The sequence below is a fragment of the Pseudarthrobacter raffinosi genome, from assembly GCF_023913835.1.
In the GTDB taxonomy this organism is placed as follows: Bacteria; Actinomycetota; Actinomycetes; order Actinomycetales; family Micrococcaceae; genus Arthrobacter; species Arthrobacter raffinosi.
Window position 1 is genome coordinate 173,334 of the sequence record NZ_JAMXBG010000002.1, and the last position, 25,068, is coordinate 198,401.

The window sequence follows — 25,068 nt, forward strand, 5'->3', positions numbered from 1 at the left end:
GGACGACGACGGCGACCCTCGCCTTTTCGGTGAGGGTCGCCGTCGTCGTTCATTTACGCTGACAAGCAGGTCAGCGGGAGATGATCAGGACTCGCCGCCCGCGTTGCCGGTGGAACCGGCGTTGACGTTGTGCAGCTTGTACTTCTCGATTGCCTGGGCCGGGGCCTGGGCATCGACTTCGCCGCGGCGCGCCAGTAGTTGCAGGGAACGGACCACGATGGAGTGGATGTCGTTCTTGAAGAAGCGGCGGGCCGCTGCGCGGGTGTCGGAGAAGCCGAAGCCATCCGCACCCAGCGTGGCGAACTCGTTCGGCACAAACTGGCGGATTTGGTCCGGGACGGCCTTCATGTAGTCCGAGACCGCAACCACGGGTCCTGTGGCACCGGCAAGCTGCTGGGTCACAAACGGAACACGGGCGGGCTTGCCCGGGTTCAGGAACGCCTCTTCCTCGGCGGCCATGCCGTCGCGGCGCAGTTCGTTCCAGGACGTGACGGACCAGACGTCGGCGGAGACGCCCCAGTCCTCGGCGAGCAGCCGCTGGGCTTCGATGGCCCAGGGAACCGAGACGCCGGAAGCCAGGATCTGGGTCCGGGGACCGTCGATCTTCGCCGGAGCCAGGAGGTAGATGCCCTTGAGAACACCTTCCACGTCGAGCTCTTCGGGTTCTGCGGGCTGCGTGATGGGCTCGTTGTAGACCGTGATGTAGTACATCAGGTTCCGGTCAGCCGAATCGGGCCCGTACATACGCTCGATGCCGTCCCGGATGATGTGGCCCATCTCGTACCCGTACGCGGGGTCGTAGGTGACCACTGCCGGGTTCGTGGAGGCCAGCAGCGGGGAGTGGCCGTCGGCGTGCTGGAGGCCTTCGCCGGTCAGCGTGGTGCGGCCGGCGGTGGCGCCGATGATGAACCCGCGGGCCATCTGGTCCCCGGCGGCCCAGAAGGCGTCGCCGGTGCGCTGGAATCCGAACATGGAGTAGAACACGTACACCGGGATCAGCGGTACGCCGTGGGTGGCGTACGCGGTTCCGGCGGCGGTGAACGCTGCCACGGCGCCTGCTTCGTTGATGCCGGGGTGGATCAGCTGGCCTTGGGCCGATTCCTTGTAGGCCAGGACCAGGTCCCGGTCCACGGAGAGGTAGTTCTGGCCTTTGGGGTTGTAGATCTTGGCCGTGGGGAAGAACGCGTCCATGCCGAACGTGCGGGCCTCATCGGGGATGATCGGCGCGATGTGCTTGCCGAAGTTCTTGTCCCGCATAAGGTCCTTGAGGAGCCGGACAAACGCCATGGTGGTGGCGGCCTGCTGCTTCCCGGAACCGCGCTTGGCGACTTCGTACGTTTTTGCCTCCGGGAGGGCGATCTCCTGGTGCTTGGAGCGGCGCTCCGGAACAGAACCGCCCAGCTGGGCACGGCGTTCCATCATGTACTGGATCTCCGGCGCATCGGTGCCCGGGTGGAAGTACGGAGGCTGGTACGGGTCCTTCTCCAGCTGCTCGTCGGTGACCGGAATCCGCAGGTGGTCGCGGAACTTCTTCAGGTCATCGAGGGTGAGCTTTTTCATCTGGTGGGTCGCGTTGCGGCCCTCGAAGTGGGGTCCGAGTCCGTAGCCCTTGACCGTTTTGGCCAGGATCACGGTGGGCTTGCCCTTGAATTCGGCGGCAGCCTTATACGCGGCGTAGACCTTGCGGTAGTCGTGGCCGCCGCGCTTGAGGTTCCAGATCTCGTCATCGCTCAGGTCCGCGACCATGTCCTTGGTCTGCGGGGTCTTGCCGAAGAAGTGCTCGCGGACGAACCCGCCGGATTCTGCCTTGTAGGTCTGGTAGTCACCGTCCGGGGTCTCGTTCATGATCTTCACGAGCGAGCCGTCGGCGTCCTTGGTGAGCAGGTCATCCCACTCCCGGCCCCAGACGACCTTGATGACGTTCCAGCCCGCGCCACGGAAGAACGCTTCGAGTTCCTGCATGATCTTGCCGTTGCCGCGGACGGGACCGTCCAGGCGCTGGAGGTTGCAGTTGATCACAAAGTTCAGGTTGTCCAGGTTCTCGTTCGCGGCGAGCTGGAGCAGGCCGCGGGACTCGGGCTCGTCCATTTCGCCGTCGCCCAGGAACGCCCAGACCTGCTGGTCCGAGGTGTCCTTGAGGCCGCGGTTGTGCAGATACCGGTTGGACTGGGCCTGGTAGATCGCGTTCATCGGACCGATGCCCATCGAGACCGTGGGGAACTCCCAGAACTCCGGCATCAGGCGCGGGTGCGGGTAGGAGGAGAGCGCGTGGCCTTCCTTGGACTTTTCCTGCCGGAATCCGTCCAGATCCTCCTCGGCGAGCCGGCCTTCCATAAACGCGCGGGCGTACATGCCGGGGGAGGCGTGGCCCTGGAAGAAGACCTGGTCACCGCCGCCGGGGTGGTCCTTGCCGCGGAAGAAGTGGTTGAAACCGACCTCGTACAGTGTGGCGGCCCCGGCGTACGTGGAGATGTGCCCGCCCACCCCGATGTTCGGCCGCTGTGCCCGGTGCACCATGATGGCGGCGTTCCAGCGCATGTACGCCCGGTACCGGCGCTCGAACTCTTCGTTGCCGGGGAACGGAGCTTCCTGGTCCACCGGGATGGTGTTCACGTAGTCCGTGGTGGTCACCATCGGCACACCGACACTCTGCGCGCCGGCGCGCTGCAGCAGGCTCCGCATGATGTATTGGGCACGTTCCGTGCCCTGTTCCCTGATCAGTGCATCCAGGGACTCAGCCCATTCGGCGGTCTCTTCCGGATCACGATCAGGCAGCTGGTTTGTCAACCCGCTGAGGATATGGGAGGTATCTTCTCCTGCAGCCACGTCCAACCTCTCTTTGCGCGCATGCATCGGCGCCCACATGCCGGGCAGGGTGACTGTCCGGCATGAATGCGACGTGTGCGACGTATCGGTTACAACAGCCCGGTCATGTGCGCCGGGCAGGGTCCTATCACGCCTATGTCTGCCATTGTTCCAGGCGGTCGCCCCGCAGGCATAGTTGTCACCAGTCACTCTAGCTGTGACTCCAGCACGATGCGTAGCCGCGTCCATGGCGTCCCTGTTGTATTTCGCCGTCATACTGGTTGTGTGACGAAAGCCGCTGCAACGCAGGCTGACGGCGCCGGATGTGACGCAGAATATGGCGGATCGCGGTGGCGGCAGCTTGAAGCGCAGGCACAAAGGGTGTTGGCTGGGAGTAATGGAAATCACTATGCGAATTGCATGTATTAGGCATTGGAGGAACACGTGAGCGAGGCCGACGCCGCCACTTCGGTAAATGTGGCGGAAAAATTGGGTTTCAAAAACGGGGATCTGATTCAGGAGTTCGGTTACGACGACGACGTCGATTTCGACTTACGTGATGATATTGAGGACCTGACAGGGTCCGAGCTCCTGGACGAGGACGACCACGACGTTGTTGACGCCGTCATTTTTTGGTGGCGGGACGGCGACGGGGATCTGGTCGACAGCCTCATGGATTCCCTGACCACCCTGAGTGAAACCGGGGTTGTTTGGGTGTTGACGCCAAAGTCAGGGCGCACCGGGTACGTGTCGCCGGCGGAAATTCAGGAAGCGGCGCCCACTGCGGGCCTGCACCTCACCACCTCGGCAGGTGTGTCAAAGGACTGGAGTGCCACCCGCCTGGTCAGCAGGAAGAACAAGTGACGGCAGCTCTTGCCGTAGCCGGGCAGACTGTTCCGGCGGTGGGGGAGCTTGCCCCGGACTTTGAGCTGGTAAACCAGTTCGGAGAACCTGTCCGGTTATCCAGTTTCCGCGGGCAGAACGTTGTGCTCGTGTTTTATCCGTTTGCTTTTTCGGGTGTCTGTACAGGCGAGCTCTGCGAAATCCGGGACAACCTGGCCGCGTTCGAGGATGCCAGGGCCACCGTCCTGGCCGTGTCCGTGGACAGCAAGTTCAGCCTGCGGGCTTATGCCGAGAAGGAAAGCTACGGCTTTGACCTTCTGGCTGACTTCTGGCCGCACGGCGCTGTCGCTTCCGCCTATGGAGTCTTCGACCCGGAGAGTGGCATGGCTGGGCGCGGGACGTTCATCATCGATGCAGCAGGAACAATCCGCTACGTCGTGGTGAATCCGCGCGGGCAGGCCCGCGAGCTCGCCGAGTACCAGGATGCTCTGGCAGGTCTGGAACAGGCCTGAGGCCGCATGGACCAGCAGCGGCACGGCATCGGCCTGACAGGCTTCGCCAGCCTACCGGCCGCTGACCCTGCCGCGCTGTCCAGTGCGGACCTTCAGGGGCTTGAACGCGTCCGGGAGCTATTGTCCGGCAAGCGGCTGGCGTTACTTACCGGCGCAGGGCTGAGCACCGATTCGGGCATACCGGATTACCGCGGGCCGGACGCCGTGCCACGTTCGCCCATAACTTACCAGGAGTTTGTGCGCGACGGCGCCAACCGCCAGCGCTATTGGGCGCGGAACCATATCGGCTGGTCCCACTTGCGGCACGCAGATCCAAACCCTGGGCACAATGCGGCCGCAGAACTTGAGCGGCGGGGCCTGCTCACTGGGTTGATCACCCAGAACGTCGACCGGCTGCATGAAGACGCCGGCAGCCGGAATGTCATTGACCTCCACGGCCGTTATGACCGGGTGGTCTGCCTCGATTGCAAGCGCACGTACACCCGCCGCCTGCTGTCGGAGGTGCTCGAAGAACTCAATCCCGGCTTCCTGGCGCGCGCCACAACTTCCGGCCTGGTGGAAATGGCGCCCGACGCCGACGCCACTGTTGAGGACATTGCTCTGATCAGCAGTTTTGTGGTCGCTGCCTGCCCCGCCTGCGGCGGAATGCTCAAGCCTGACTTTGTCTACTTCGGCGAGAACGTGCCCAAAGAACGCGCAGAAGCCGCCTACGCGATGGTGGACAGTGCAGAGGCATTGCTTGCTGCCGGTTCATCGCTGACCGTGATGAGCGGACTGCGGTTCGTCCGTCACGCGGCGAAGGACGGCAAGCCTGTGGTGATCATCAACAGGGGCGGTACCCGGGGCGACCAGTACGCCACCATCAAGCTCGACGCAGGCGTCAGCGAGGCACTGACCTGGCTCGCCGCCGAACTCCCCGATCTTTGACCGTTGGGGGCCGACCGTGTCGATTGGCTTTTCGTCCCGCCCGTCAGGTAGAGTTTATGTTCGTTGGCTGACGCGCTGAGGTGCGAAAAACCGGCAGTTTGGGTCTTTAGCTCAGCTGGTAGAGCGCCACGTTTACACCGTGGATGTCATCGGTTCGATCCCGGTAGGACCCACCACCAAACCCCGTTGTTCCTGGCCCGAGTGGCCGGGAACGGCGGGGTTTTTGTTGCCCTGTGCGGTTCAGGGCGTAGGGTCGGCCCATGAATGTGAATGGGGTCGAGTATCTCCGCGGCAGGGATTCCCTCAATAGACCCGTGGAGCTCGTGGCATACGACGCAGGGTAGCGGGAGATCTTTTGCGACCTCCGCGACAACATCCGTTCGGCACTGGGCTCCACAAGCATCACAGTGGAGCACGTCGGCTCGACATCTGTTCCCGAGCTTGCTTCGAAGCGCGAGCCGGCGTGGTTCGAACACCGCCGGTTTCGGGACTACCTGCGAAGTAGCCAGGACGCCCGGATCGAATACGAGCAGCTCAAACGTAGGCTGGCGGATCAGGAATGGACTTTCATGCAGGACTACGCAGAAGCCAAGGGTTCAACAATCCGTGCCCTCCTGGCTCAATACCGCTAGGGCGCCAAATTGTCGGTGGCTGTCCCTAGTGTTCCCGCTATGGAATATGTGGTGGTGAAGACGGCCAGGGACGGCAGCCCGACGGCGGTGGTCAGCAACGGCAGGGAATGGGCCGTCGGTGCCGACGCAGTGAGATGGTTTGAGCGTGTGAGCTGGTGGGAGGCGCAGCGGCGTATGCCCAAAGGTCTGGGCCGCGTGGACGTTGAGGTCTTGCAGGTCCAGGTGCGGCTGGGCCGCAATCCGCAGTCCGCGTTGACCACCATGGTGCTGGAGCGCGACGGACTTGGTGGCGGCTGGAGGCTGAGGGAATCCGTGGTGGACGTCGCCTGAACCCGGCGGCCAAGGCCACGACAACATTCAGGCATTGGAAAACCCTCCACCGCGACTATTGGGGGATGCCGCGGTGGAGGGTCTGAAATGAATATACCGTGAACTTCCTGAAACAAACAAATGCCACGCGAACCGGGGTGCGGGGCGCGGTGGACGGTGCCTTGGCCCGGGCCCTGAATCGCCGCTAAGCCATTATGATGGTTACTGTTCAGCAGAATGAACGCATCTACGCGACGCGCCCCGGCGTGCCGATCGAAGGAGAATCATGGCCGATTCCCGCACTTCCCGCTCCTCCGAGGGTTTGGGGAGCACATCGCCGGCGCCGGCGGTCACGCGTGCCGCCGCCGTCATGGACGCCTTGTCAGCCTCTGCGACGGGGCGGCTGACACTGAGCGATCTGGCCCGCGAGCTGGGTATCCCCAAGTCGTCCACCTCCAACCTGTTGCTGGCATTGGAAGAAGCCCGGCTGATCAGCCGCCAGGGCGCCGAATTCACGCTGGGCCGCAAGCTCGTGGAACTCGGAGCCGCCTATCTCAGCCGGCTCGACGAAGTACAGGAGTTCTACCGGTTCTGCGAGCAGGCGCCGACCCTTTCCGGGGAGACGGTACGAATAGCCATGCTGGACGGAACCAACGTGATCTATTTGGCCCGCTACGAGGGCCATCCGGCGGTCCGCCTGACGTCCAACATCGGCGACAAGATGCCGGTGTCCCTGTGTGCCGTGGGCAAGGCCCTGATTGCCCGCCTTCATGACCACGACGTCGACGCAATGTTTTCCGATGACGCCCAACTTCCGGTGCTGACCCCGAAGTCCCTCCGCACCGGGGCCGAATTGAAGGCACAGCTCTCAACCATCCGTGAACAGGGCTATGCGTTCGAAGATGAGGAATCCACTACTGGAGTGGTCTGCCTGGCTGTGGCCGTGCCTACGCGCGGCGCCCACGGCCCGAGCCTTGGGTTGTCAGTCACGGCCCCGAAGGCCACATACTCCGCGGAGCAGGGTTCCCAGATGGTCAGGGAACTGAACGAGCTGGCGCGGTCCCTGGGCAACCCCATGGGCTGAGTGCCCCCGCTCTGGCGGCCCTATTTAACGTTCATCACCCCGGTTGTGAACAAAACATCCGTCAACCACTTGCTGCGTGTTCAACTTGCTGTACTCTGTTCAATATAGTGATCGACACCACGGAGTGTCCTCGCTATCCCACCAGGCCAACGGGGGCCTGGAGTGTTTTTGAGGGAGTTGTTGTGACAACTCGTACTAAATCACCGCAGACTGACATGGACGGCGCCGCCGTCGATCCGGAGCAGCTGCGAAGGGCAACCCTTGCCAGCTCGGTAGGCTCCGCACTGGAGTACTACGACTTCTACATCTACGGCCTCGCCTCGGCCTTGATCTTTGGGCCGCTCTTCTTCTCACCGCTGGGGGAAAGCGGCGCCGTGATCGCGTCATTCGCCACCTATGGTGTGGGCTTCGCAGCCCGGCCGTTCGGCGGCATCGTCTTCGGCTACATCGGTGACCGGTTCGGCCGGAAGATGGTCCTGATCCTGACCATCGGCCTGATGGGCATGGCCAGCTTCGCCATTGGGCTCCTGCCCACCTTTGAACAGGCGGGAATGGTCGGCGCAGTGCTCCTGGTGGCCCTTCGGATCCTTCAGGGCCTGGGCGCCGGTGCCGAGCAGGCAGGCGCCACCACCCTGATCTCAGAAGTGGCCCCGCGCCGCCGTCGTGGATTCTTCGCCGCACTGCCGTTCGTCGGCATCCAGCTGGGCACCCTGCTCGGCGCAGGCACCTTCGCCCTGATGGCACTGGCGGACAAGGAAGTACTGCAGGGCTGGCTGTGGCGCGTTCCGTTCCTGGCGAGCGTCATCCTGATTGTCATCGCGGTCTTCATCCGACTCCGGCTCAAGGAAACGCCGGTCTTCCAGGAACTGGAAAAGCACAAGGCCGTGGTCAAGAACCCCGTCGTGCAGATCTGGAAGCACTCGAAGAAGAACGTGCTCATCGGCATCGGCCTGCGGATGGGAGAAAACGGAAACTCCTCCATTTACTCCGCCCTCCTGGTATCCTTCATCAGCATGCCCGCCGGAATCTTCGCCGGCGACAAGTTCATTGGCCCCACCGGCCTCCTCATTGCCGCTGGATTCGCAGCGGTCATGGTGGTCACCTTCGGCGCCCTTTCCGACCGCTTCGGACGCGTTCCTGTATACCGCTACGGCGCCCTCTTTCAGGCCGTCATCGCCCTGCCGGCCTTCTACCTGGTCACGCTCGGCAACGTCACCCTCGTCTGGGTGGTCATGGTGGTGGGCATTTCACTTGGCGTGCAGTCCATGCTCGGTCCGCAGTGCGCCATGCTGCCGGAACTCTTCGGCTCCCAGCACCGCTTCACCGGCGTGGCGCTGAGCCGTGAACTCTCCGCCGTCCTGGCCGGCGGATTCGCACCCATGATCGGTGTGGCCCTCCTGGCTGCGACAGGCCATTCCTGGCTGGTTCCCGCCATCTACTCCCTGGTCCTGGCGCTGATCTCCTTCGGCACCACCTTCTTCACCCCGGAAACCAACGGCCGGGACCTGATCCTGGTGGAGGACGCACGCTAGGCACTCCACCCATGCAATAGGCGGCCTCCCCTTGATGGGGAGGCGGCCTATTTCCGTGCCGCTCGCTAATTGGGCGCCGCTGCTCAGCGTAAGTACGTAACTAATTCGCCGCTGACAGTACGCGGACACAACCGCCTGACACAAAAGAGCCCCTGCTGCGGATTCCTGTTTCCAGGATCCACGGCAGGGGCTCTGTAGTGCGGGCCGGGGCCTGCGCCTTAGTAGAAGTGGACCGGGTCCACCAGGTGGGGGAGGTCGCCGCCGTCGAGGAACGTGCGCAGGTTGCTGCAGAAGCGCTCCGCGATCAGGCGGTTCTCCGCGGCACTGAGCGCCGAGGTATGCGGCGACACCATGACCCTGGGGTGTTTCCACAGCGGGCTGTCCTGGGGGAGCGGTTCCACGGCAAAGACATCAAGGCAGGCGTAGGAGACCTGGCGGTTGTCCAAGGCCTCCAGCAGGGCGTCCTCGTCCACCACAGTGCCGCGGCCCACGTTCACAAAAACCGTTCCCGGCTTCATTGCGGCAAACACCTCACGGTTGAAGAGCTTCTCCGTGTACGGCGTGCCGGGCAGCGTATTGACGACGGCGTCCGCCGAGGCGAGCAGCCCGGCCAGTCCGTCGTTGCCGGCAACCTGCTCGATTCCTTCGATCGGCTCAACATTCCGCTTGGTGCCGCTGACCGTCATGCCCAGGGCGCGGGCGATCCGGGCGGTCTCCAGGCCGATTTCGCCCAGGCCGGTCACAACCAGCGTGGAACCGCTGACCAGACGGGTGGGGGTCCGAAGCTCGGGCCACACCTTGGCGGCCTGGTCCTGGGCCAACTCGGCGCTGCGCTTGAAGCCATTGAGGATTCCCAGCGCAGCGAATTCTGCCAGCGGCAGGGCATGGACGCCGGCGGAGGTGGTCACCTTGAACTTGAGGAGTGTTTTCTGGTCCAGCCCGGAGGCCTTGACGGCACCGCCGGCGCCGGCGGCCATCGCGTGGACCCACTGGAGCCGTGGATTCTCGCTCGCGATGCGGGCAAGGCCCGAGGGGCTCTCATTGGGCAGGCCGTACAGAACCTGCGCCTTGTTGAGCATGGCCCAGTACTGCTCCTCCTGCGCGCGAGTCCGTTTGAAGTCCGGATCCCCGGAGTGGTCGGCCGGAAAACGCTCGGGCGGAAGCAGGTCCGGCTCATAGAGGACAGTTACGGAGGGGTCTACGGCGCGGATGCGGTCCACCAGCTCTGCTTCGAGCGGGACGGCGATCGCGACGGTGGTTAGAGTCGTCATAGTGTTCATCATACTGAATAGCGGCTAGGATATTGGACAGATTTCCCTTCATTAACCACACAACGATGTGAGTCGAGGCCTAGATATGGAAGACAGAACAGCGGGCTTTGTAGGCCTGGGGCTGATGGGGCTGCCCATGGCAGCGAATCTGGTCCGCGCCGGCTGGGCGGTCACCGCCTGGAACAGATCCGAAGCTCCCCTCCAGGAATTCGTGGCGCAGGGTGGCCACTCCGCGCCCGACGTTACATCCCTGCGGGACCTGCCAATCATCGCCTTTATGCTCCCGGACCTGTCCTTCATCGAGGAGGCCTCGGCGGGGTTGCTGGCGAGCTGGGATGCGAATCCGCCGCACGCCGGCACTGCCGTAGTGGTCGCAAGCTCAGTTTCACCGGCGAAGGTCCAGGACTTCGGGCGACGGGTCCACGCGGCAAGCCACGGCCGCGCCACTGTGGTGGACGCCCCGGTCAGCGGCGGGACCAAGGGCGCCGCCGACGGCACCCTGGCCATCATGGCTGGCGGTACCGCGGACGACTTCCGGCGGCTCGAGCCCTTCTTCAACGCGATGGGGACAACCGTCAGGCACATGGGCCCACTGGGCGCGGGGTCTCTCGCCAAGGCCTGCAACCAGCTCATTGTTGGAACCACGACGGCGGCGCTCGCCGAAGCGGCCGAGCTCGCCGAGCGCTCCGGGATGGATCCAGCGGCGCTTTTCGGCGTCCTGGCCGGCGGCCTTGCGGGCAGCCGTGTGCTGGAGAACGTGGGACCGCGTCTGGCCCGGAAGGACTACACACCGACAGGCCCGGCGAAGTTCATGCATAAGGACCTGTCTTTTGTGCTCGAATCAGCCCGGGCGGCCGGCGCTGCCGTGCCGATGGCGGCTGCCGCCGTCGAGCTTTACGCCGAACTCAAGCGCCAGGGCCTTGGCGATCGGGACCTTGCCGTGGTCCGCCAGGCCATTTCGAATCTGAGCGACAACACCGATATCGCGGAACCTGTGGATGCCGCAACGAAAGGGACAGCCGCACCATGAGTGGACTTTTTGATTTGACGGGGCGGGTTGCCCTGGTGACGGGTTCGAGCCGGGGGATTGGCAACGCGTTGGCGCGGGCGTTGGCTGATGCCGGGGCGACGGTGGTGTTGAACGGGATTAATGCGGAGCGGTTGAAGGCGGCGGAGGCGGCGATGGCCGCGGACTTCGCGCCGGGGCGGGTGCATGGTGTCGCGTTTGATGTCACGAGTGATGCCGAGGCTGCCCGGGGTGTTTCGTGGGTGGAGGAGCAGGTGGGTCCGTTGCAGATCCTGGTGAACAATGCCGGGATCCAGCACCGGGTGCCGATGCTGGAGCTCGATGTGGCGGATTGGGAGCGGGTGATCAGGACGGATCTGACGGGCGCGTTCCTGGTGGGGCGTGAGGCGGCACGGCACATGATCCCGCGGGGCAGGGGCAAGATCATCAATATCTGTTCGGTGCAGACGGACCTGGCCCGGCCCACGATCGCCCCGTATGTGGCGGCGAAGGGCGGGCTGCGGAACCTGACCCGGGCGATGACGGCGGAGTGGGCGGGCTCCGGGCTGCAGATCAACGGGATCGCCCCGGGCTACATCCACACGGAGATGACGCAGAACCTGGTGGATGATGAGCAGTTCAATGCCTGGATTCTGGGCCGGACCCCGGCGCACCGGTGGGGCACGGTCCAGGACCTGGCGGGCCCGGCGGTGTGGCTGGCTTCGGACGGGTCGGATTTTGTGAACGGGCAGACGATCTTTATCGACGGCGGAATGACGGTGGTGGTCTGATGGGCGCTTCAGCAGTGGCTCAGGGGACCGAAGCAACAGCCCTGCTTGGTTCCGGGGTGCCGGTGTCGGGTTTGGCGGTGGTGGCGCATGCGGCGGGGGATCTGCGGATCGAGGAGGTCCCGCTGGGTGCACCGGCCGCGGACGAGGCCGTGGTGGAGGTTGCCTATGGCGGGATCTGCGGGTCGGATCTGCATTACTGGCTGCACGGGGCGGCGGGGGAGTCCGTCCTGAGGGCGCCGCTGGTGCTGGGGCATGAGATTTCCGGGACCGTGGTCCGGGCCGCGGCGGACGGGACCGGCCCGGCCGCGGGCACCCCGGTTGCGGTCCATCCGGCCACCCCGGGTCCGGGTGCGGGGGAGGTGCGGTGGCCGGCGGACCGGCCCAACCTGTCCCCGGGCTGTACGTATCTGGGCAGCGCGGCACGGTTCCCGCACACCGACGGGGCGTTCGCCCGGTACGTGAACCTGCCGTCCCGGATGTTGCGGGCGCTCCCGGCCGGTCTTGATCTGCGGACCGCGGCGCTGATCGAACCCGCGTCGGTGGCCTGGCACGCCGTCGGACGTGCCGGGGACGTGGCCGGCAAGAGTGTGCTGGTGATCGGCTGCGGCCCGATCGGCGCCCTGGCCGTCGCGGTCCTCAGACGTGCCGGCGCGGTTCGGATCACCGCCGTCGACGTCCATGCCAAACCGCTGGAGATCGCCGCCGCCGTCGGCGCGGATCACACCCTGCAGGCCGGGGATACGGACGCGATCGCCGCGGTGCAGGCCGACGTGGTCATCGAGTCCTCGGGCAGCCACCACGGCCTGGCCTCAGCCATTCAGGGCGCGGGGCGCGGCGGTACCGTGGTCATGGTCGGGCTGCTGCCCACCGGACCCCAGCCGGTCCTGATCTCCCTGGCCATCACCCGGGAACTGGACCTGCGCGGATCCTTCCGCTTCAACAACGAAATCGACGACGTCATCACAGCCCTCGCCGACGGCACCCTGAACATCGGCCCCGTCATCACCCACGAATACCCCCTCAGCCAAGGCCTGGAAGCCTTCGAAACAGCCAGGAACTCCGCCACATCAGGAAAAGTACTCCTCAACTTCCAACCGGAATAGCACGATAAAGGACGCCCTGGTTCTGGCTGGTTCTGGGCGTTGTCAGCTCCGGCGGACGGGAAGGAACACCCGGGGCTGGTCCGTCCACGTTCCGGACAGCCGGGATGTGGTGCGGCGCATGATCTGTTCAGAAGCGGCCCGGGCCGTGGCGGCGTCCCCGGCGGCAACCGCTTCGGCGAGATCGACGTGCCACTGCAGCGCCCCCTCATGGGGGTGGTCCGGCATTAGTCCGTGGACCGTGCGCCCCGTCAGGGTCTCCGCCACCTGCCCCATCAGGTTGGCGAACATTTCGTTCCCCGATCCGGAAAGCAGGACCGAGTGAAAGGCGATGTCCAGCTCCAGGAACTTCTGCGCGTCCCCGGAGTGGCCGGCGTCGCGCAGGGCATGGGCAATGTCCACCAGCTCACGCCGGAGCTGTGCCGGGGCATTGTTCGCGGCCAGCTCGGCAGCTGCGGGCTCGACGGCGGACCGCAGTTCGATCAGTGAACGCAGCTGGGCGCCGCGGGCGTCGCTGGATAGCCGCCAGCGGATGACCTGGGAATCGAAGGGGTTCCAGCGGCTCGGCGGCAGCACGCGGATCCCCACCCGCTTGGTGGTTTCCACGAGGCCCAGGGACTGAAGGACCCGCACGGCCTCGCGGACCACGGAACGCGAAACCTGCAGTTCTTCCTCAAGGTGCTCGGCCAGCATAATGTGTCCGGTGGGCAGCTCGCCCGTGATGATCCGGGTGCCTAGGTTCTCGATGGCACGGTGGTGCAGGCTGGTCGACATGGACTCAAGCCTAAACTGGGATTGACTGGGCCCGTTCCACAAAGTGGGCACCGCTTCCCTCAAGCCGATTGAATATATATGCTTTATTAGGATCCATCGGTTCGTGACAGCGTGCTTCGCAGCGAACGCGGAGCCATCTGCACATCCATTGCACAACGAAATTGGAGTTTTGATGTCTGCACACATCGGTGTCACCGGCCTTGCGGTGATGGGCGCCAACCTGGCCCGCAACCTGGCCCGCAACGGCTTCACCGTTGCCCTGCACAACAGGTCTGTTGAAAAGACCGACGCGCTGCTCGAAAAGCACGGCACGGACGGCGACTTTGTCCGGACCGAAACGCTGCAGGAACTTGTTGACTCGCTGGAGAAGCCCCGCCGCGTCCTGATCATGGTCAAGGCCGGCAAGCCGGTTGACTCGGTCATCGAGCAGCTTGAACCCTTGCTGGAAGCCGGCGACATCATCATCGACGCCGGAAACTCCCACTACGAGGACACCCGCCGCCGCGAAGCCGCGCTTGCGAAGAAGGACCTGCACTTCGTCGGCATCGGCGTCTCCGGCGGTGAGGAAGGTGCCCTGAACGGCCCGTCCATCATGCCCGGTGGTTCCAAGGAGTCCTACGACGCCCTCGGCCCGCTGCTCGAAAAGATCTCCGCGCACGTCGACGGCAAGCCCTGCTGTGCCTGGATCGGTACCGACGGCGCCGGCCACTTCGTCAAGATGGTCCACAACGGCATCGAATACGCCGACATGCAGGTCATCGGCGAAGCCTTCGACCTCCTCCGCTCCGGCGCCGGCATCGAACCCGCTGACCAGGCCAAGATCTTCGAAGAGTGGAACAAGGGCGAACTCGCCTCCTTCCTGATCGAAATCTCCGCCGAGGTCCTGGGCCACGTTGACACCCGCACCGGCAAGCCGTTCGTAGATGTTGTGGTGGATGCCGCAGGCCAGAAGGGCACCGGACGCTGGACGGTCATCTCCGCGCTGGAGCTTGGTTCCCCGACGTCGGGCATCGCCGAGTCGGTCTTCGCCCGCGCCTTGTCATCGCAGTCCGAGCAGCGCAAGATCGCCCAGGAACTACTCGCCGGTGAGGAAATTGCCGTCGACGTTCCAGATACCTTCGTTGAGGACGTCCGCCAGGCGCTGTACGCGTCCAAGCTGGTTTCCTACGCCCAGGGCCTGGACATGCTGACCTCAGCAGCCAAGGAATACGGCTGGGACCTCAAGCTGGACGAGATCGCTTCGCTGTGGCGCGGCGGCTGCATCATCCGTGCAGAGCTGCTCAAGGAAATCACCAACGCCTACGCCGCCGAAGATAAGCCGGCCAACCTGCTGTTCGCCCCGGCGTTCACCAAGGCCATCGCCGAGGTCCTGCCGGCATGGCGCCGCGTGGTCTCCACCGCCGTCCAGCTCGGCATCCCCGTGCCGGTCTTCTCCTCTTCACTGGCCTACTACGACGGCCTGCGCCGCAAGCGACTGCCGGCCGCAGTGATCCAGGGCCAGCGTGACCTCTTCGGCGCGCACACCTACGGCCGCGTCGACGCTGAGGGCACGTTCCACACCTTGTGGGGCGAGGACAAGTCTGAAATCGAAGCAGTGGACACGCACTAATCCCCATGCTCTGATTGCATCAAGCTGCAAACCCTGCGGCCGGCACTTCCCGGATATTCTGGGAGCTGCCGGCCGTTGGCGTTTCCGGCAGCAGCCGCGGTGTCCGTCCATACCAAGGAGTCAGAATGCCCAAGCCAGTCGCATTTGTTACGGGAGCTTCCACGGGTATCGGCTTCGAGGCGGCGAAGAAGCTCAGCAGCCATGGCTTCATCGTCTACGCTGGCGCCCGCCGCGTGGACAGGATGGAGCCGCTGAAAGCGCTGGGCGTCCAGGTCCTGGCACTGGACGTGACGGACGACGACTCGATGCGTGCCGCCGTCGGCCGTGTCCTGGAAGAACGAGGGCGGATAGACGTTCTGGTCAACAACGCCGGCTACGGGTCCTACGGGGCGCTGGAACAGGTGGACCTGGCCGAAGGCCGGCGCCAATTCGAAGTGAACGTCTTTGGCCTTGCCAGGATGACCCAGCTGGTCCTGCCGGCCATGCGGAGTGCGGGCCGGGGCAGGATCATCAACATCTCGTCCATCGGCGGAAAATTCTACGAACCCCTCGGTGCCTGGTACCACGCCACGAAGTTCGCCGTTGAGGGCATGAGCGATGCGCTGCGGCTGGAACTCAAGCCGCACGGCATCGACGTCGCCGTTATTGAACCGGCAAGTACGCTCAGCGAATGGGGCCGGATTTCCGCTGACGGGCTGTTGGCCAGCAGCGGCGAGGGGCCGTACGCCGCCCAGGCAAAGCACATGGCGGATGTCCTGGCGTCCACGGACAGGCCGGAGACGTCAACGCAGCCAGCGGTGATTGCTGCGGCTGTACTGCACGCGGCCACGGCTGCGCGTCCCCGGACCCGGTATCCGGTGGGCAGGGGAGCGGCAGCCATTCTGGGCCTGCGGCGCGTCCTGCCGGACCGGATCTATGACGCGGTGGTCATGGCAGTCCTGAAGCGTGTTGCCGGGTAGAGGCTGCAGTAACGGATCAGATCCGGTATTCGATGTCGTACTCGGCCGGATCCACTGCGGGTTTGGTTTCGCGCTGGGCATCGCGGTGGCGCCACTTGGCGGGCACTCCGGTGACAATCGATTCCGGCGGCGCGTCCTTGACCACCACGGCGTTGGCGCCCACGGCGCTGTCCCGGCCGATGGTGATGGGTCCCAGGATCTTGGCCCCGGCACCGATGGTGACCCGGTCCTCAATGGTGGGGTGGCGCTTGACCTTGGCCAGGGAGCGGCCGCCCAACGTGACGCCGTGATAGATCATCACGTCTTCGCCGATTTCGGCGGTCTCGCCGATGACCACACCCATACCGTGGTCGATGAAGAAGCGCCGGCCGATCGTGGCGCCGGGATGGATCTCGATTCCGGTCAGGAAGCGGCCCAGCTGCGACACCAGCCGCGCCGGGAACCGCAGCCCCGGGCTTTGCCACATACGGTGCGTCAGCCGGTGGATCCAGATGGCGTGCAGCCCCGAATAGGCGAAAAAGTTCTCAAAAGAACCTCGAGCCGCCGGGTCGTGTGACCGGGCGGCGTCGAGGTCTTCCTTCAGTCTTGCGAAAAAGCCCACAAAGTTCTTTCTACAGGAAACGGGGCGACAACGGACTGATCAGCCGCGGATGTCGTCATAGAGCACGGTGGAGATGTAACGCTCACCGAAGTCGCAGACAACCGCCACGATCAGCTTGCCGGCATTCTCCGGACGCTTGGCAAGTTCCAGGGCACCCCAGACGATGGCGCCGGAGGAGATGCCGCCGAGGATGCCTTCCTTGACGCCAAGTTCACGGGCGACGCGGACGGAATCCTCCAGGGTGGCGTCCAGGACTTCGTCGTAGACGTTGGTGTCCAGGATTTCCGGGATGAAGTTGGCGCCGATGCCCTGGATCTTGTGCGGCCCGGGAGCGCCGCCGTTCAGGATGGCGGAGTCCTTCGGTTCGATGGCCACAATCTGGACGTCAGGATTGCGTTCCTTCAGGACCTGGCCGACGCCGGTGACGGTTCCGCCGGTGCCGATGCCGGCGACGAAGATGTCCACCTTGCCGTCGGTGTCGGACCAGATTTCCTCGGCGGTGGTGGTGCGGTGGATCTCAGGGTTGGCCTCGTTGGCGAACTGCTGGGCCCAGATGGAGTTCTCCGTGTTGGCCACGATTTCCTGGGCCTTTTCCACGGCGCCGCGCATGCCCTCGGAACCCGGGGTCAGCACAATTTCGGCACCGAACGCGCGCAGCATAACGCGGCGTTCGGTGGACATGGTCTCCGGCATGGTCAGGATGACCTTGTAGCCGCGGGCAGCGCCCACCATGGCCAGGGCGATGCCGGTGTTGCCGGAAGTGCCTTCAACGATGGTGCCGCCGGGCTTGAGGGCGCCGGACTTCTCGGCGGCGTCAACGATGGCCACGCCGATGCGATCCTTGACGCTGTTTGCCGGGTTGTAGAACTCCAGCTTGACGGCCACAGTGGCGCCCAGGCCCTCGGTGAGCCGGTTCAGGCGGACCAGCGGAGTGCCGCCGACCAACTGCGTTACATCGTCATAGATCCGTGCCATGTAGATATGCCTATCTCTCAAGAGTGAATGCTGAGGTCAGCCTAACGATGGCTGAGCGGCGCTGCTAAGCATTAAGCCATGCAGAGTAATATTTCCTGGCCTTGGCGAGCTTGGGATTGATGATCACCTGGCAGTAGCCCTGCTCGGGATACTTGGCGTAGTAGTCCTGATGGACCTCCTCCGCGGCATGGAACCGCGGCAGCCGGCTGACCTCGGTCACAATCGGGTGCGACCACAGCGCCTGGTTCCGTTCGATGGCTTCCTCGAAGAGAATCTTCTCCTCGGTGGTCTCATAGAACATGGACGAGCGGTACTGGGTGCCGACGTCGTACCCTTGGCGGTTGAGCGTGGTGGGATCGTGCAGGGCAAAGAACATGTCCAGGATGACCTCGGCCGGAATGACGGCCTCGTCAAAGGTGACGGCCACAACTTCGGCATGGCCGGTGGTCCCGCCGCAGACGGAGTAGTAGTCGGGGTACGGGTCGTGGCCGCCCGTATAGCCGGAAACCACCGAGCTGACGCCTTTGGTTATCTGGTAAACGGCGTCAAGGCACCAGAAGCAGCCTCCACCAAGAACAAAAGTTTTCATGACCTCTTCAATGGTTGAGTGCCCCGGATGATTCCCTGACCACCTTACGAGACTGTGACACATGCGGGCCAGATGGCTCCATGGGGTAAAAATGAGACTATGGAACCTGTGAACACCGGCGTTACAGATGCGGACAAGCACGACGACGGCACCCTTACCGGGGAGGACGCTGCAGCGGATGGTCCAGCTGCTCCCACGCTGGGCCAGGTGCTGCTGGCGGTCGAGGAACTCTGGCCCGAGTCCCTGGCCGAAAACTGGGACGAAGTTGGGCTCGTGGCCGGCCACCCCTCAGCGCCCGTTACCAGGGTGATGTTCGCCGTTGATCCCACGCTCACGGTGATCGAGGAAGCCGTGGAATGGGGTGCCGAGCTCCTGATCACCCACCACCCCTTGCTCCTCAAAGGCGTCACGTCGGTGGCCGCCACCACTGCCAAAGGGCAGGCCATCCACCGTCTCATCGAGTCCGGCACCGCTCTCCTGACCGTTCACACCAACGGTGATTCCGCCGTCGGGGGCGTTTCCGACGTCCTGGCTGATGCGCTGGGACTGGAGGGCGTTGTCCCGCTGACCGTTGCCGCAAACGGCCTGCCCGAGGAAGGCATCGGACGCGTGGGTGATCTGGCGGACGTGATGAGCCTGGGCGATTTCGCAGCCAGGGTGTTCGGCATCCTGCCGTCGGTGGCCGGGGGAGTCCGCGTGTCCGGGGATAAGGATGGGCTGGTGCGGCGTATTGCGGTTTGCGGCGGGGCCGGGGATTCCCTGTTTAACGAAGTGCGGGCCAACAACGCCGACGTCTATGTCACCGCCGACCTCCGGCACCATCCGGCGTCCGAAGCCCGGGAAGCGGCAGTGAACGGCCGGCCGTACCTGATTGACGTTTCGCACTTCGCCAGCGAATGGCTCTGGCTGCCCGCCGCTGCGTCGGCACTGGGCAATGTGCTCGCCGATCAGGGCCACGACGTCGAGATCCAGGTAAGTACCACCAACAGCGATCCGTGGGACTTCATTCTGACGCCGGGCTAAGCCTGGCGTGCGAACTCCGGAGCCGGTGGGGACCTGTCGAGCCTGGGGAGCACGCTAGGCGCTAGAGTCTATAGAGCGCCGATACGGTGCCCGGCTTCGGCCGGATTGGATTTAGCGGAGGTAAATAGTGGCCAAGGCAGCACCGGCGGAACAGTTGAAGTTGCTCGAACTGCAGGGGCTGGACGCAAAGCTCAAGTCCCTCTCCAACCGCCGTCGCGCCCTGGAAACTGATCCTCGGATCGAGGACCTGCAGTCAGCCCTTTCCGTCGCCAACGGTGAACTCGGCTCCGCCAAGATGGCCGTCCATGACGCCGAGGCCGAGCTGAAGCGCGCCGAGGCCGACGTCGAACAGGTCGCCTCCCGCATCGAACGCGACGAAGCCCGGCTCAACAGCGGAACAGGGCTGTCAAAGGACCTCGTGGCCCTGCAGAAGGACATTGCCTCCCTCAACAAGCGCCGGTCCGACCTTGAAGACGTGGAGTTGGAAGTCCTGGAACGCCTGGATTCGCTGCGCGAGCGCCAGGCTGCCCAGCAGCTCATCGTGGACAACGTCCAGGGCTCGTTCGGAGGCATCCGCGCCGAACTCGATGAGGCCCTGGCCGAGGTGGCCGCTGAAGCGACCGTTGTCCGCGGCAAGCGTGCCGAATTCGCTGCAGGACTCGACGCCGGGATGCTGGCTATTTACGAAAAGACGCTCGCTAAGCGGGGAGTGGGCGCCGCCCGGTTGTTCCACGGAACCTCTGAAGCCTCCGGCATGAAGCTGAGCCCCGGAGACCTCGCAGAAATCAAGGCCGCCGCCGAAGACGACATTGTGTTCTGCCCGGACTCCGGCGCCATCCTCGTGCGCTCCGCCGAGTGGAACACCCCCGCCCCAACTGCCTAGCAGCCCATGTAAGTAGCACTAACTGTCGTTTTGAACGTTCAAAACGACAGTTAGTGCTACTTAGTTGGGAAGGATGATGTTCAGGGCGTGCGGTTTCCGCGCTGAACCGTCAACCAACTCCGCGTCCCATTTCTCGCGCGCGGCCTTCAGCAGCTGTACCGGGGTCTGCGGGGCGTTGCCGCGGCGGGCAAGCAGGTGCCGTGCCAGCTCGCCGCGCGTGTGTTTCGCGAAGTGGCTGACCACCTTGCGCACCCCGTTGACCTCGGTGAACACGTTGATGGCCACCGTCTGAGCCGGCGGTGGTGCCCATGCCACGGCATACGTGCTGGAGCGGCAGTCCACGAGCAGATGCCCGGACACCGACTCCGCGAGGGCTTCCGAAAGCTGCGGCTTCCAGAACGAGGCGAGGCGGCCGACGTCGGGCAGTGCCGTTCCCATCGACAGCCGGTAGGCGGGCACACGATCGGCGAAGCGGATGGCACCCCACAGGGCCGAGATCACGAGCACCGAACCATCGGCCTTCCGGCGCTGCGCCGGGGTCAGCGTTTTGTAGCCGAGGGCGTCGTACAGAACGCCCGAATAAATCTGGTGCGCAGGGGCCGCCGGTTCGGCGTGGAGCCGGGTGTTGCGTTCGACGTCGTCCTGCAGTGATGCGCCGACGCCGAGCAGCGCGAGGGCATCCTCATGTGCACTCACCGTCCCCAGCGCTTCCAGGACCTTGGCCCGGTAGGTGTTGAGTTCAGGAAAACTCAGTGACGGCCAGTCGACGGCGGACCCGCGGACTGCGGGGGTCTTGCCTTCGGAGGGGGGAAGCAGAATCAGCACCGTACGATCCTACCGGCGACTGAGGGGCCTCCTTCCGGCGGTAGACTGGCTGCGGATGGGTTGACCAGGCGGCCGCGCGTCACGCAAGTGGCTCGAGGAACGTCCGGGCTCCGCAGGGCAGGGTGGTGGGTAACGCCCACTCGGGGTAACCCGCAGGCCAGTGCCACAGAGAACAGACCGCCTGCGTCTTCCGGCAACGGAAGCTCAGCAGGTAAGGGTGAAACGGTGGTGTAAGAGACCACCAGCTTCCCGGGTGACCGGGAAGGCTAGGTAAACCCCACCCGGAGCAAGGCCAGACAGGACACGTTTGAGGGCTGCCCGCCCGAGTGTCCGGGTAGGCCGCTGGAGGGCGTCGGCAACGGCGTCCGTAGATGGATGGCCGCTACTCCCGCGCTGGTAACGGCACGGGAGCACAGAACCCGGCGTATCGGTCAACCCATCCAACACCACCCGCCGGGCACCGACGCGCCCCGCATGTGAGTGATTTCACGCCGGTTGCGGCGGTCCGCGGTGTCGCTCCAGCCTAGAATAGAGAGCGAACGTAGAAGTTCTGCCGCCGGGTCTGCGTTCGCAGCCGGTGGCTTTTCTTTACGCTTCTCCACGGCACCCGGGATGGACCGCATCCTGCCGGTGCCAGAGCCCCTGGACAACATCAGGTGGCCGCCAACCGCGTACGACGACGTATGCGGCTGAACCGAGGAAGGTAGTTCTGTGAGCCAGACGTCAGATTCTTGTCTTGATACGTGGATGGGCCGGGAGGCTCTCGCCGAGGCCATGATTCCGGTGATTGGCCGGCTGTACCGCGAAAACAACGTGGTGACCAGCATTCACGGCCGCAGCCTGATCAACAAGTCCACTATGAACATCCTCAAGGCGCACCGTTTCGCCCGCCGCATGAGCAACACCGAGCTCCTGCTCGAAGAGACCGCACCGCTGCTGAACATCCTGGCTCAGCTGGAGCTAGGTGCGGCGGCCATCGACGTCGCCCGCCTCGCGGAGAAGTTCAAGGCAGAAGGCGACGGCGCCACCCTGGAAGAGTTCCTCCGCGCCGAGCTTGCCGAGGTAGTAGGCAGGCGTGGTGGCGATGACCGCACCAGCACCGACGTTGTGCTCTACGGCTTTGGCCGGATCGGCCGCCTGCTGGCGCGCCTTCTCATCGAAAAGGCCGGCGGCGGCCACGGCCTGCGCCTGCGTGCCATCGTGGTGCGCCGCGGCTCGGACAAGGACCTCACCAAGCGCGCCAGCCTTCTGCGCCGCGACTCGGTCCACGGCTCCTTCGAGGGAACCATCCGCGTGGACGAGGACGCCAACACCATCACCGCGAACGGTGTGCAGGTCCAGGTCATCTACTCGGACAACCCCGCCACGATCGACTACACCGCGTACGGCATCCACAACGCCCTGGTGGTGGACAACACGGGCCGCTGGCGCGACGCTGAGGGCCTGTCCCAGCACCTGCAGAGCAAGGGCGTTGCCCGCGTTCTCCTGACTGCCCCGGGTAAGGGCGCGCTGAAGAACATCGTGCACGGCATTAACCACGGCACCATCGAGGACACGGACCAGATCGTGTCCGCGGCGTCCTGCACCACCAATGCCATTACCCCGGTCCTGAAGGCCATCAACGACAAGTTCGGTGTGATCCACGGCCACGTGGAGACGGTCCACTCCTTCACCAACGACCAGAACCTGATCGATAACTTCCACAAGGGCGACCGCCGGGGCCGCTCCGCCGCGCTGAACATGGTCATCACGGAAACCGGTGCGGCCACCGCTGTGGCGAAGGCCCTGCCCGAACTGCTGGGCAAGCTCACGGGCAGTTCCATCCGGGTCCCCACGCCGGACGTCTCGCTGGCGATCCTGAACCTCAGCCTGGAAAACGGCACCACCAAGGATGAGGTGAATGATTATCTGCGTCAGATGTCCCTGCATTCGGACCTCCGCAAGCAGATTGACTACATCGATTCGCCTGAGGTTGTTTCCACGGACTTCGTCGGCTCGCGCCGTGCCGGCATCGTTGACGGCCTCGCCACGATCTCCAACGACAAGAACCTGATTCTTTACGTCTGGTACGACAACGAGTTCGGCTACAGCTGCCAGGTAGTCCGGGTTATGGAAGAGATGGCCGGCGTCAACCCGCAGGCGTTCCCCGCCAAGGAGGCCGCTGCGGCCTTGGCCGCAATCGCCGTCTAGGCCGTTTGCGGGCTGGCTGCCGGACATTCCCGGCTGGTTCGCTGGAATCAGCCGGGAATCGGGACCACACTGGTGGCATGGATAACGAAACTCTCCACGAGACCACCCTTGAACACGCCCTCGACGTCGCCAGGGCCAACCACAAAGAGGCCATCAGGCTCCTGGAGCAGGCCCGCGCGTCCCGGGCTTCCGGCGACGTCGGCGACGACCGCGTGCGCCAGCTCGCAGGGCTCCTTCAGGTTGCCGAAGAAGACCTGCGCCGTGTAGTCCGGGAGCAGTAGCCGGCCATAGCAGTAGGCGGATGTCCCGGGCCACTCGTCCTCCCCATTGTGGATAACCGCATGGGTGTCAGTGGGGTGGCCTAGGCTCTTCTGGTGCATTACATTTCAGGAAGAGCCGGTTGCCCATGACCGTCAGCTGGCGTGCCTACCGCCGTGCCCGCCGCCGCTCGAGGCAGGCCTGGGCTCTACTGGCGGTGCTGGCCGTGTCGGCAGTGGGCTCCGCGGGGTGGTTTTTCACCGCGGGCCAGTTCGCTGTGGCAGAACCGGCAATCGCCGGGCCCCGCGAGGCGCCTGTTTTCGACGGGACCTGGATGAAGCCCGTGATCCCGGTGCACGCTGTACCGCAGGGGAGTGCCCTGACCGCCCTCGAGCGGCTTTCCGTCAAGGGACGGGCTCCCAAAGACAATTACCAGCGGGAGGCCTTCGGGCAGGCCTGGCTGGACGTGGACCGGAACGGCTGCGACACCCGCAATGACATCCTCCGCAGGGACCTCACCGCTGTGGGCTTCACGGAGGGTTCCAAATGCAAGGTAGTGTCAGGGTCCATCCATGAGCCGTACACGGGCAAAGCCATGTTGTTCCGGCGTGGCCCGGAAAGCAGCAAGGAAATCCAGATCGATCACGTCGTGGCGCTCAGTGACGCGTGGCAGAAAGGCGCACAGGGGCTGACCCCGCAGCAGCGCCAGAGCCTGGCCAACGATCCGTTAAACCTCATCGCCGCGGACGGTCCTGCAAATCAGCAGAAGAGCGCAAGCGACGCCGCCACCTGGCTGCCGAAGAACAAAAACATCCGCTGCCATTACGTGGCCCGCCAGATCTCGGTGAAGGCATCCTATGGACTGTGGGTCACGCAGCCGGAGAAGGATGCGATGAAGCGCGTCCTGGACTCCTGCCCGGACCAGCCAACCATTACTGCGAGGTAATGCGTCGGCTCAGTGGCCGAACGGGTCCGGATCCACACCGGGCATCCAGGTCAGGCCGGGCACACCCCAGCCGCTCTTCTTGGCCAGTTTCATGGCCTTCCGTGCATAGCGGTCAATCAGCCGGTTGACGTAGAGCTTTCCGTCGAGGTGGTCGTATTCGTGCTGGATGACCCGTGCGAACCATCCGGTCGCTTCGAACTCCACAGGCTGCCCATGGCCGTCAAATCCTTCCACCCGCGCCCACTCCGCACGCTTGAGCGGGTATGCGCCGCCGGGGAAGGAGAGGCAGCCCTCTTCCTCTTCCTCGGGGTCCGGCAGCGCGCCAGAGATCTTGGACAGGGTCAGTACCGGGTTTACCAGGACCCCGATGGGCGGAGCGCCGTCGTCATTGGCGTACTTGTACACAAAGATTCTTTTGCCCACACCGACCTGCGGCGCCGCCAGGCCCACGCCGTTGGCGGCCTCGTTGGTTTCAAACATGTCCGCGATCAGGGTGCGCAGTTCGTCGTCGAAAACCTCCACCTCGGCGGCGCGGCGGTGCAGCACCGGTTCACCCCAGACGGTGATTGGCAGAACTGTCATGTCAGGCGGCCCTTCGTGCGTGCGGCGTGGCGCCGGCGGTTA

The 25,068-nt window shown here is 64.5% G+C and carries 25 protein-coding genes, 1 tRNA gene and 1 other RNA gene; 19 read left to right on the top strand and 8 right to left on the bottom strand.

The window, feature by feature from the left end; genetic code table 11:
• Window positions 1-84: 84 nt before the first annotated feature.
• Window positions 85-2,853, bottom strand: coding sequence for a pyruvate dehydrogenase (acetyl-transferring), homodimeric type (gene aceE / locus NG697_RS02600; RefSeq protein ID WP_252613554.1), 2,769 nt, complete (start codon window positions 2,851-2,853; stop codon window positions 85-87).
• 396 nt (window positions 2,854-3,249) lie between these two features.
• On the opposite strand from aceE, the gene NG697_RS02605 reads away from it, so the two are divergent.
• From NG697_RS02605 to NG697_RS02635, 8 genes are all read left to right on the top strand, one after another.
• Window positions 3,250-3,669 (top strand): DUF3052 domain-containing protein, encoded by a 420-nt coding sequence (locus NG697_RS02605; RefSeq protein ID WP_056341561.1) that lies wholly within the window; start codon window positions 3,250-3,252, stop codon window positions 3,667-3,669.
• Window positions 3,666-4,160, top strand: a complete 495-nt coding sequence (locus tag NG697_RS02610; protein WP_252601561.1) for a peroxiredoxin — start codon at window positions 3,666-3,668, stop codon at window positions 4,158-4,160. Before NG697_RS02605 ends, NG697_RS02610 begins: the two co-directional genes overlap by 4 nt.
• A gap of 6 nt (window positions 4,161-4,166) precedes the next feature.
• The gene (locus NG697_RS02615) at window positions 4,167-5,087 is read left to right on the top strand and encodes an NAD-dependent protein deacetylase (protein WP_252610011.1); all 921 of its coding nucleotides are present in this window, start codon (window positions 4,167-4,169) and stop codon (window positions 5,085-5,087) included.
• Between the two features lie 100 nt (window positions 5,088-5,187).
• Window positions 5,188-5,263: transfer RNA gene (locus NG697_RS02620), tRNA-Val, on the top strand.
• Window positions 5,264-5,494: 231 nt separating this feature from the next.
• On the top strand, window positions 5,495-5,719 hold the full coding sequence (locus NG697_RS21305) for a GrpB family protein (RefSeq protein ID WP_509908545.1): 225 nt from the start codon (window positions 5,495-5,497) through the stop codon (window positions 5,717-5,719).
• Between the two features lie 39 nt (window positions 5,720-5,758).
• Window positions 5,759-6,049, top strand: a complete 291-nt coding sequence (locus NG697_RS02625; protein WP_252601558.1) for a hypothetical protein — start codon at window positions 5,759-5,761, stop codon at window positions 6,047-6,049.
• Between the two features lie 265 nt (window positions 6,050-6,314).
• On the top strand, window positions 6,315-7,112 hold the full coding sequence (locus NG697_RS02630) for an IclR family transcriptional regulator (RefSeq protein ID WP_252613556.1): 798 nt from the start codon (window positions 6,315-6,317) through the stop codon (window positions 7,110-7,112).
• A 215-nt stretch (window positions 7,113-7,327) separates the two neighbouring features.
• Complete coding sequence (locus NG697_RS02635) at window positions 7,328-8,644, top strand: MFS transporter (RefSeq protein WP_252610035.1); 1,317 nt, start codon at window positions 7,328-7,330, stop codon at window positions 8,642-8,644.
• A 218-nt stretch (window positions 8,645-8,862) separates the two neighbouring features.
• Here NG697_RS02635 and NG697_RS02640 read toward each other — a convergent pair whose 3' ends face one another.
• A complete protein-coding gene (locus NG697_RS02640) occupies window positions 8,863-9,927 on the bottom strand; it encodes a D-2-hydroxyacid dehydrogenase (RefSeq protein ID WP_308293070.1) in 1,065 nt (354 codons plus the stop codon).
• Between the two features lie 73 nt (window positions 9,928-10,000).
• On the opposite strand from NG697_RS02640, the gene NG697_RS02645 reads away from it, so the two are divergent.
• Genes NG697_RS02645 through NG697_RS02655 form a run of 3 tightly spaced genes read left to right on the top strand, consistent with a single transcriptional unit; the run spans window position 10,001 to window position 12,815 of the window.
• Window positions 10,001-10,945 (top strand): NAD(P)-dependent oxidoreductase, encoded by a 945-nt coding sequence (locus NG697_RS02645; protein ID WP_252613560.1) that lies wholly within the window; start codon window positions 10,001-10,003, stop codon window positions 10,943-10,945.
• Window positions 10,942-11,712 (top strand): SDR family oxidoreductase, encoded by a 771-nt coding sequence (locus tag NG697_RS02650; RefSeq protein ID WP_252613562.1) that lies wholly within the window; start codon window positions 10,942-10,944, stop codon window positions 11,710-11,712. Before NG697_RS02645 ends, NG697_RS02650 begins: the two co-directional genes overlap by 4 nt.
• Window positions 11,712-12,815, top strand: a complete 1,104-nt coding sequence (locus tag NG697_RS02655) for an L-idonate 5-dehydrogenase (protein ID WP_252613564.1) — start codon at window positions 11,712-11,714, stop codon at window positions 12,813-12,815. Before NG697_RS02650 ends, NG697_RS02655 begins: the two co-directional genes overlap by 1 nt.
• Before the next feature lie 42 nt (window positions 12,816-12,857).
• On the opposite strand, the gene NG697_RS02660 is transcribed toward NG697_RS02655, so the two are convergent.
• Window positions 12,858-13,586: a FadR/GntR family transcriptional regulator gene (locus tag NG697_RS02660; protein WP_252601543.1), complete on the bottom strand. Its 729-nt coding sequence runs from the start codon at window positions 13,584-13,586 to the stop codon at window positions 12,858-12,860.
• Window positions 13,587-13,758: 172 nt separating this feature from the next.
• On the opposite strand from NG697_RS02660, the gene gnd reads away from it, so the two are divergent.
• Both gnd and NG697_RS02670 read left to right on the top strand, forming a co-directional pair.
• Complete coding sequence (gnd, locus tag NG697_RS02665) at window positions 13,759-15,195, top strand: NADP-dependent phosphogluconate dehydrogenase (RefSeq protein WP_104060870.1); 1,437 nt, start codon at window positions 13,759-13,761, stop codon at window positions 15,193-15,195.
• A 125-nt stretch (window positions 15,196-15,320) separates the two neighbouring features.
• Complete coding sequence (locus NG697_RS02670; RefSeq protein ID WP_252601540.1) at window positions 15,321-16,154, top strand: oxidoreductase; 834 nt, start codon at window positions 15,321-15,323, stop codon at window positions 16,152-16,154.
• Between the two features lie 16 nt (window positions 16,155-16,170).
• Here NG697_RS02670 and epsC read toward each other — a convergent pair whose 3' ends face one another.
• The 3 genes from epsC to msrA all read right to left on the bottom strand — a co-directional run bounded on the left by epsC (window position 16,171) and on the right by msrA (window position 18,319).
• Window positions 16,171-16,755, bottom strand: a complete 585-nt coding sequence (gene epsC / locus NG697_RS02675) for a serine O-acetyltransferase EpsC (protein ID WP_252601539.1) — start codon at window positions 16,753-16,755, stop codon at window positions 16,171-16,173.
• A gap of 39 nt (window positions 16,756-16,794) precedes the next feature.
• Complete coding sequence (gene cysK / locus NG697_RS02680) at window positions 16,795-17,730, bottom strand: cysteine synthase A (RefSeq protein WP_058932137.1); 936 nt, start codon at window positions 17,728-17,730, stop codon at window positions 16,795-16,797.
• Window positions 17,731-17,794: 64 nt separating this feature from the next.
• Window positions 17,795-18,319: a peptide-methionine (S)-S-oxide reductase MsrA gene (gene msrA / locus NG697_RS02685; RefSeq protein WP_252601537.1), complete on the bottom strand. Its 525-nt coding sequence runs from the start codon at window positions 18,317-18,319 to the stop codon at window positions 17,795-17,797.
• 99 nt (window positions 18,320-18,418) lie between these two features.
• Between msrA and NG697_RS02690 the strand changes: the two genes are divergently transcribed.
• Together NG697_RS02690 and NG697_RS02695 are read left to right on the top strand one after the other, a co-directional pair.
• A complete protein-coding gene (locus NG697_RS02690) occupies window positions 18,419-19,342 on the top strand; it encodes a Nif3-like dinuclear metal center hexameric protein (RefSeq protein WP_252601535.1) in 924 nt (307 codons plus the stop codon).
• Window positions 19,343-19,469: 127 nt separating this feature from the next.
• Window positions 19,470-20,225: a zinc ribbon domain-containing protein gene (locus NG697_RS02695; RefSeq protein ID WP_252609452.1), complete on the top strand. Its 756-nt coding sequence runs from the start codon at window positions 19,470-19,472 to the stop codon at window positions 20,223-20,225.
• Window positions 20,226-20,285: 60 nt separating this feature from the next.
• Here NG697_RS02695 and NG697_RS02700 read toward each other — a convergent pair whose 3' ends face one another.
• On the bottom strand, window positions 20,286-21,050 hold the full coding sequence (locus NG697_RS02700) for a YaaA family protein (RefSeq protein ID WP_252601531.1): 765 nt from the start codon (window positions 21,048-21,050) through the stop codon (window positions 20,286-20,288).
• Between the two features lie 56 nt (window positions 21,051-21,106).
• Between NG697_RS02700 and rnpB the strand changes: the two genes are divergently transcribed.
• The 4 genes from rnpB (at window position 21,107) to NG697_RS02720 (ending at window position 24,444) form a co-directional block, all read left to right on the top strand.
• Window positions 21,107-21,493: RNase P RNA component class A (rnpB, locus tag NG697_RS02705), an RNA gene on the top strand.
• Window positions 21,494-21,761: 268 nt separating this feature from the next.
• The gene (locus NG697_RS02710; RefSeq protein ID WP_308293026.1) at window positions 21,762-23,240 is read left to right on the top strand and encodes a glyceraldehyde-3-phosphate dehydrogenase; all 1,479 of its coding nucleotides are present in this window, start codon (window positions 21,762-21,764) and stop codon (window positions 23,238-23,240) included.
• A gap of 77 nt (window positions 23,241-23,317) precedes the next feature.
• Window positions 23,318-23,521, top strand: coding sequence for a hypothetical protein (locus tag NG697_RS02715; protein WP_252613566.1), 204 nt, complete (start codon window positions 23,318-23,320; stop codon window positions 23,519-23,521).
• A 125-nt stretch (window positions 23,522-23,646) separates the two neighbouring features.
• Entirely contained in the window at window positions 23,647-24,444 is a 798-nt protein-coding gene (locus tag NG697_RS02720) for an HNH endonuclease family protein (protein WP_252613568.1), read from the top strand.
• A 9-nt stretch (window positions 24,445-24,453) separates the two neighbouring features.
• Here the strand turns inward: NG697_RS02720 and def are convergent, their stop codons facing one another.
• Complete coding sequence (gene def / locus NG697_RS02725) at window positions 24,454-25,026, bottom strand: peptide deformylase (protein ID WP_252599552.1); 573 nt, start codon at window positions 25,024-25,026, stop codon at window positions 24,454-24,456.
• Between the last annotated feature and the right edge of the window lie 42 nt (window positions 25,027-25,068).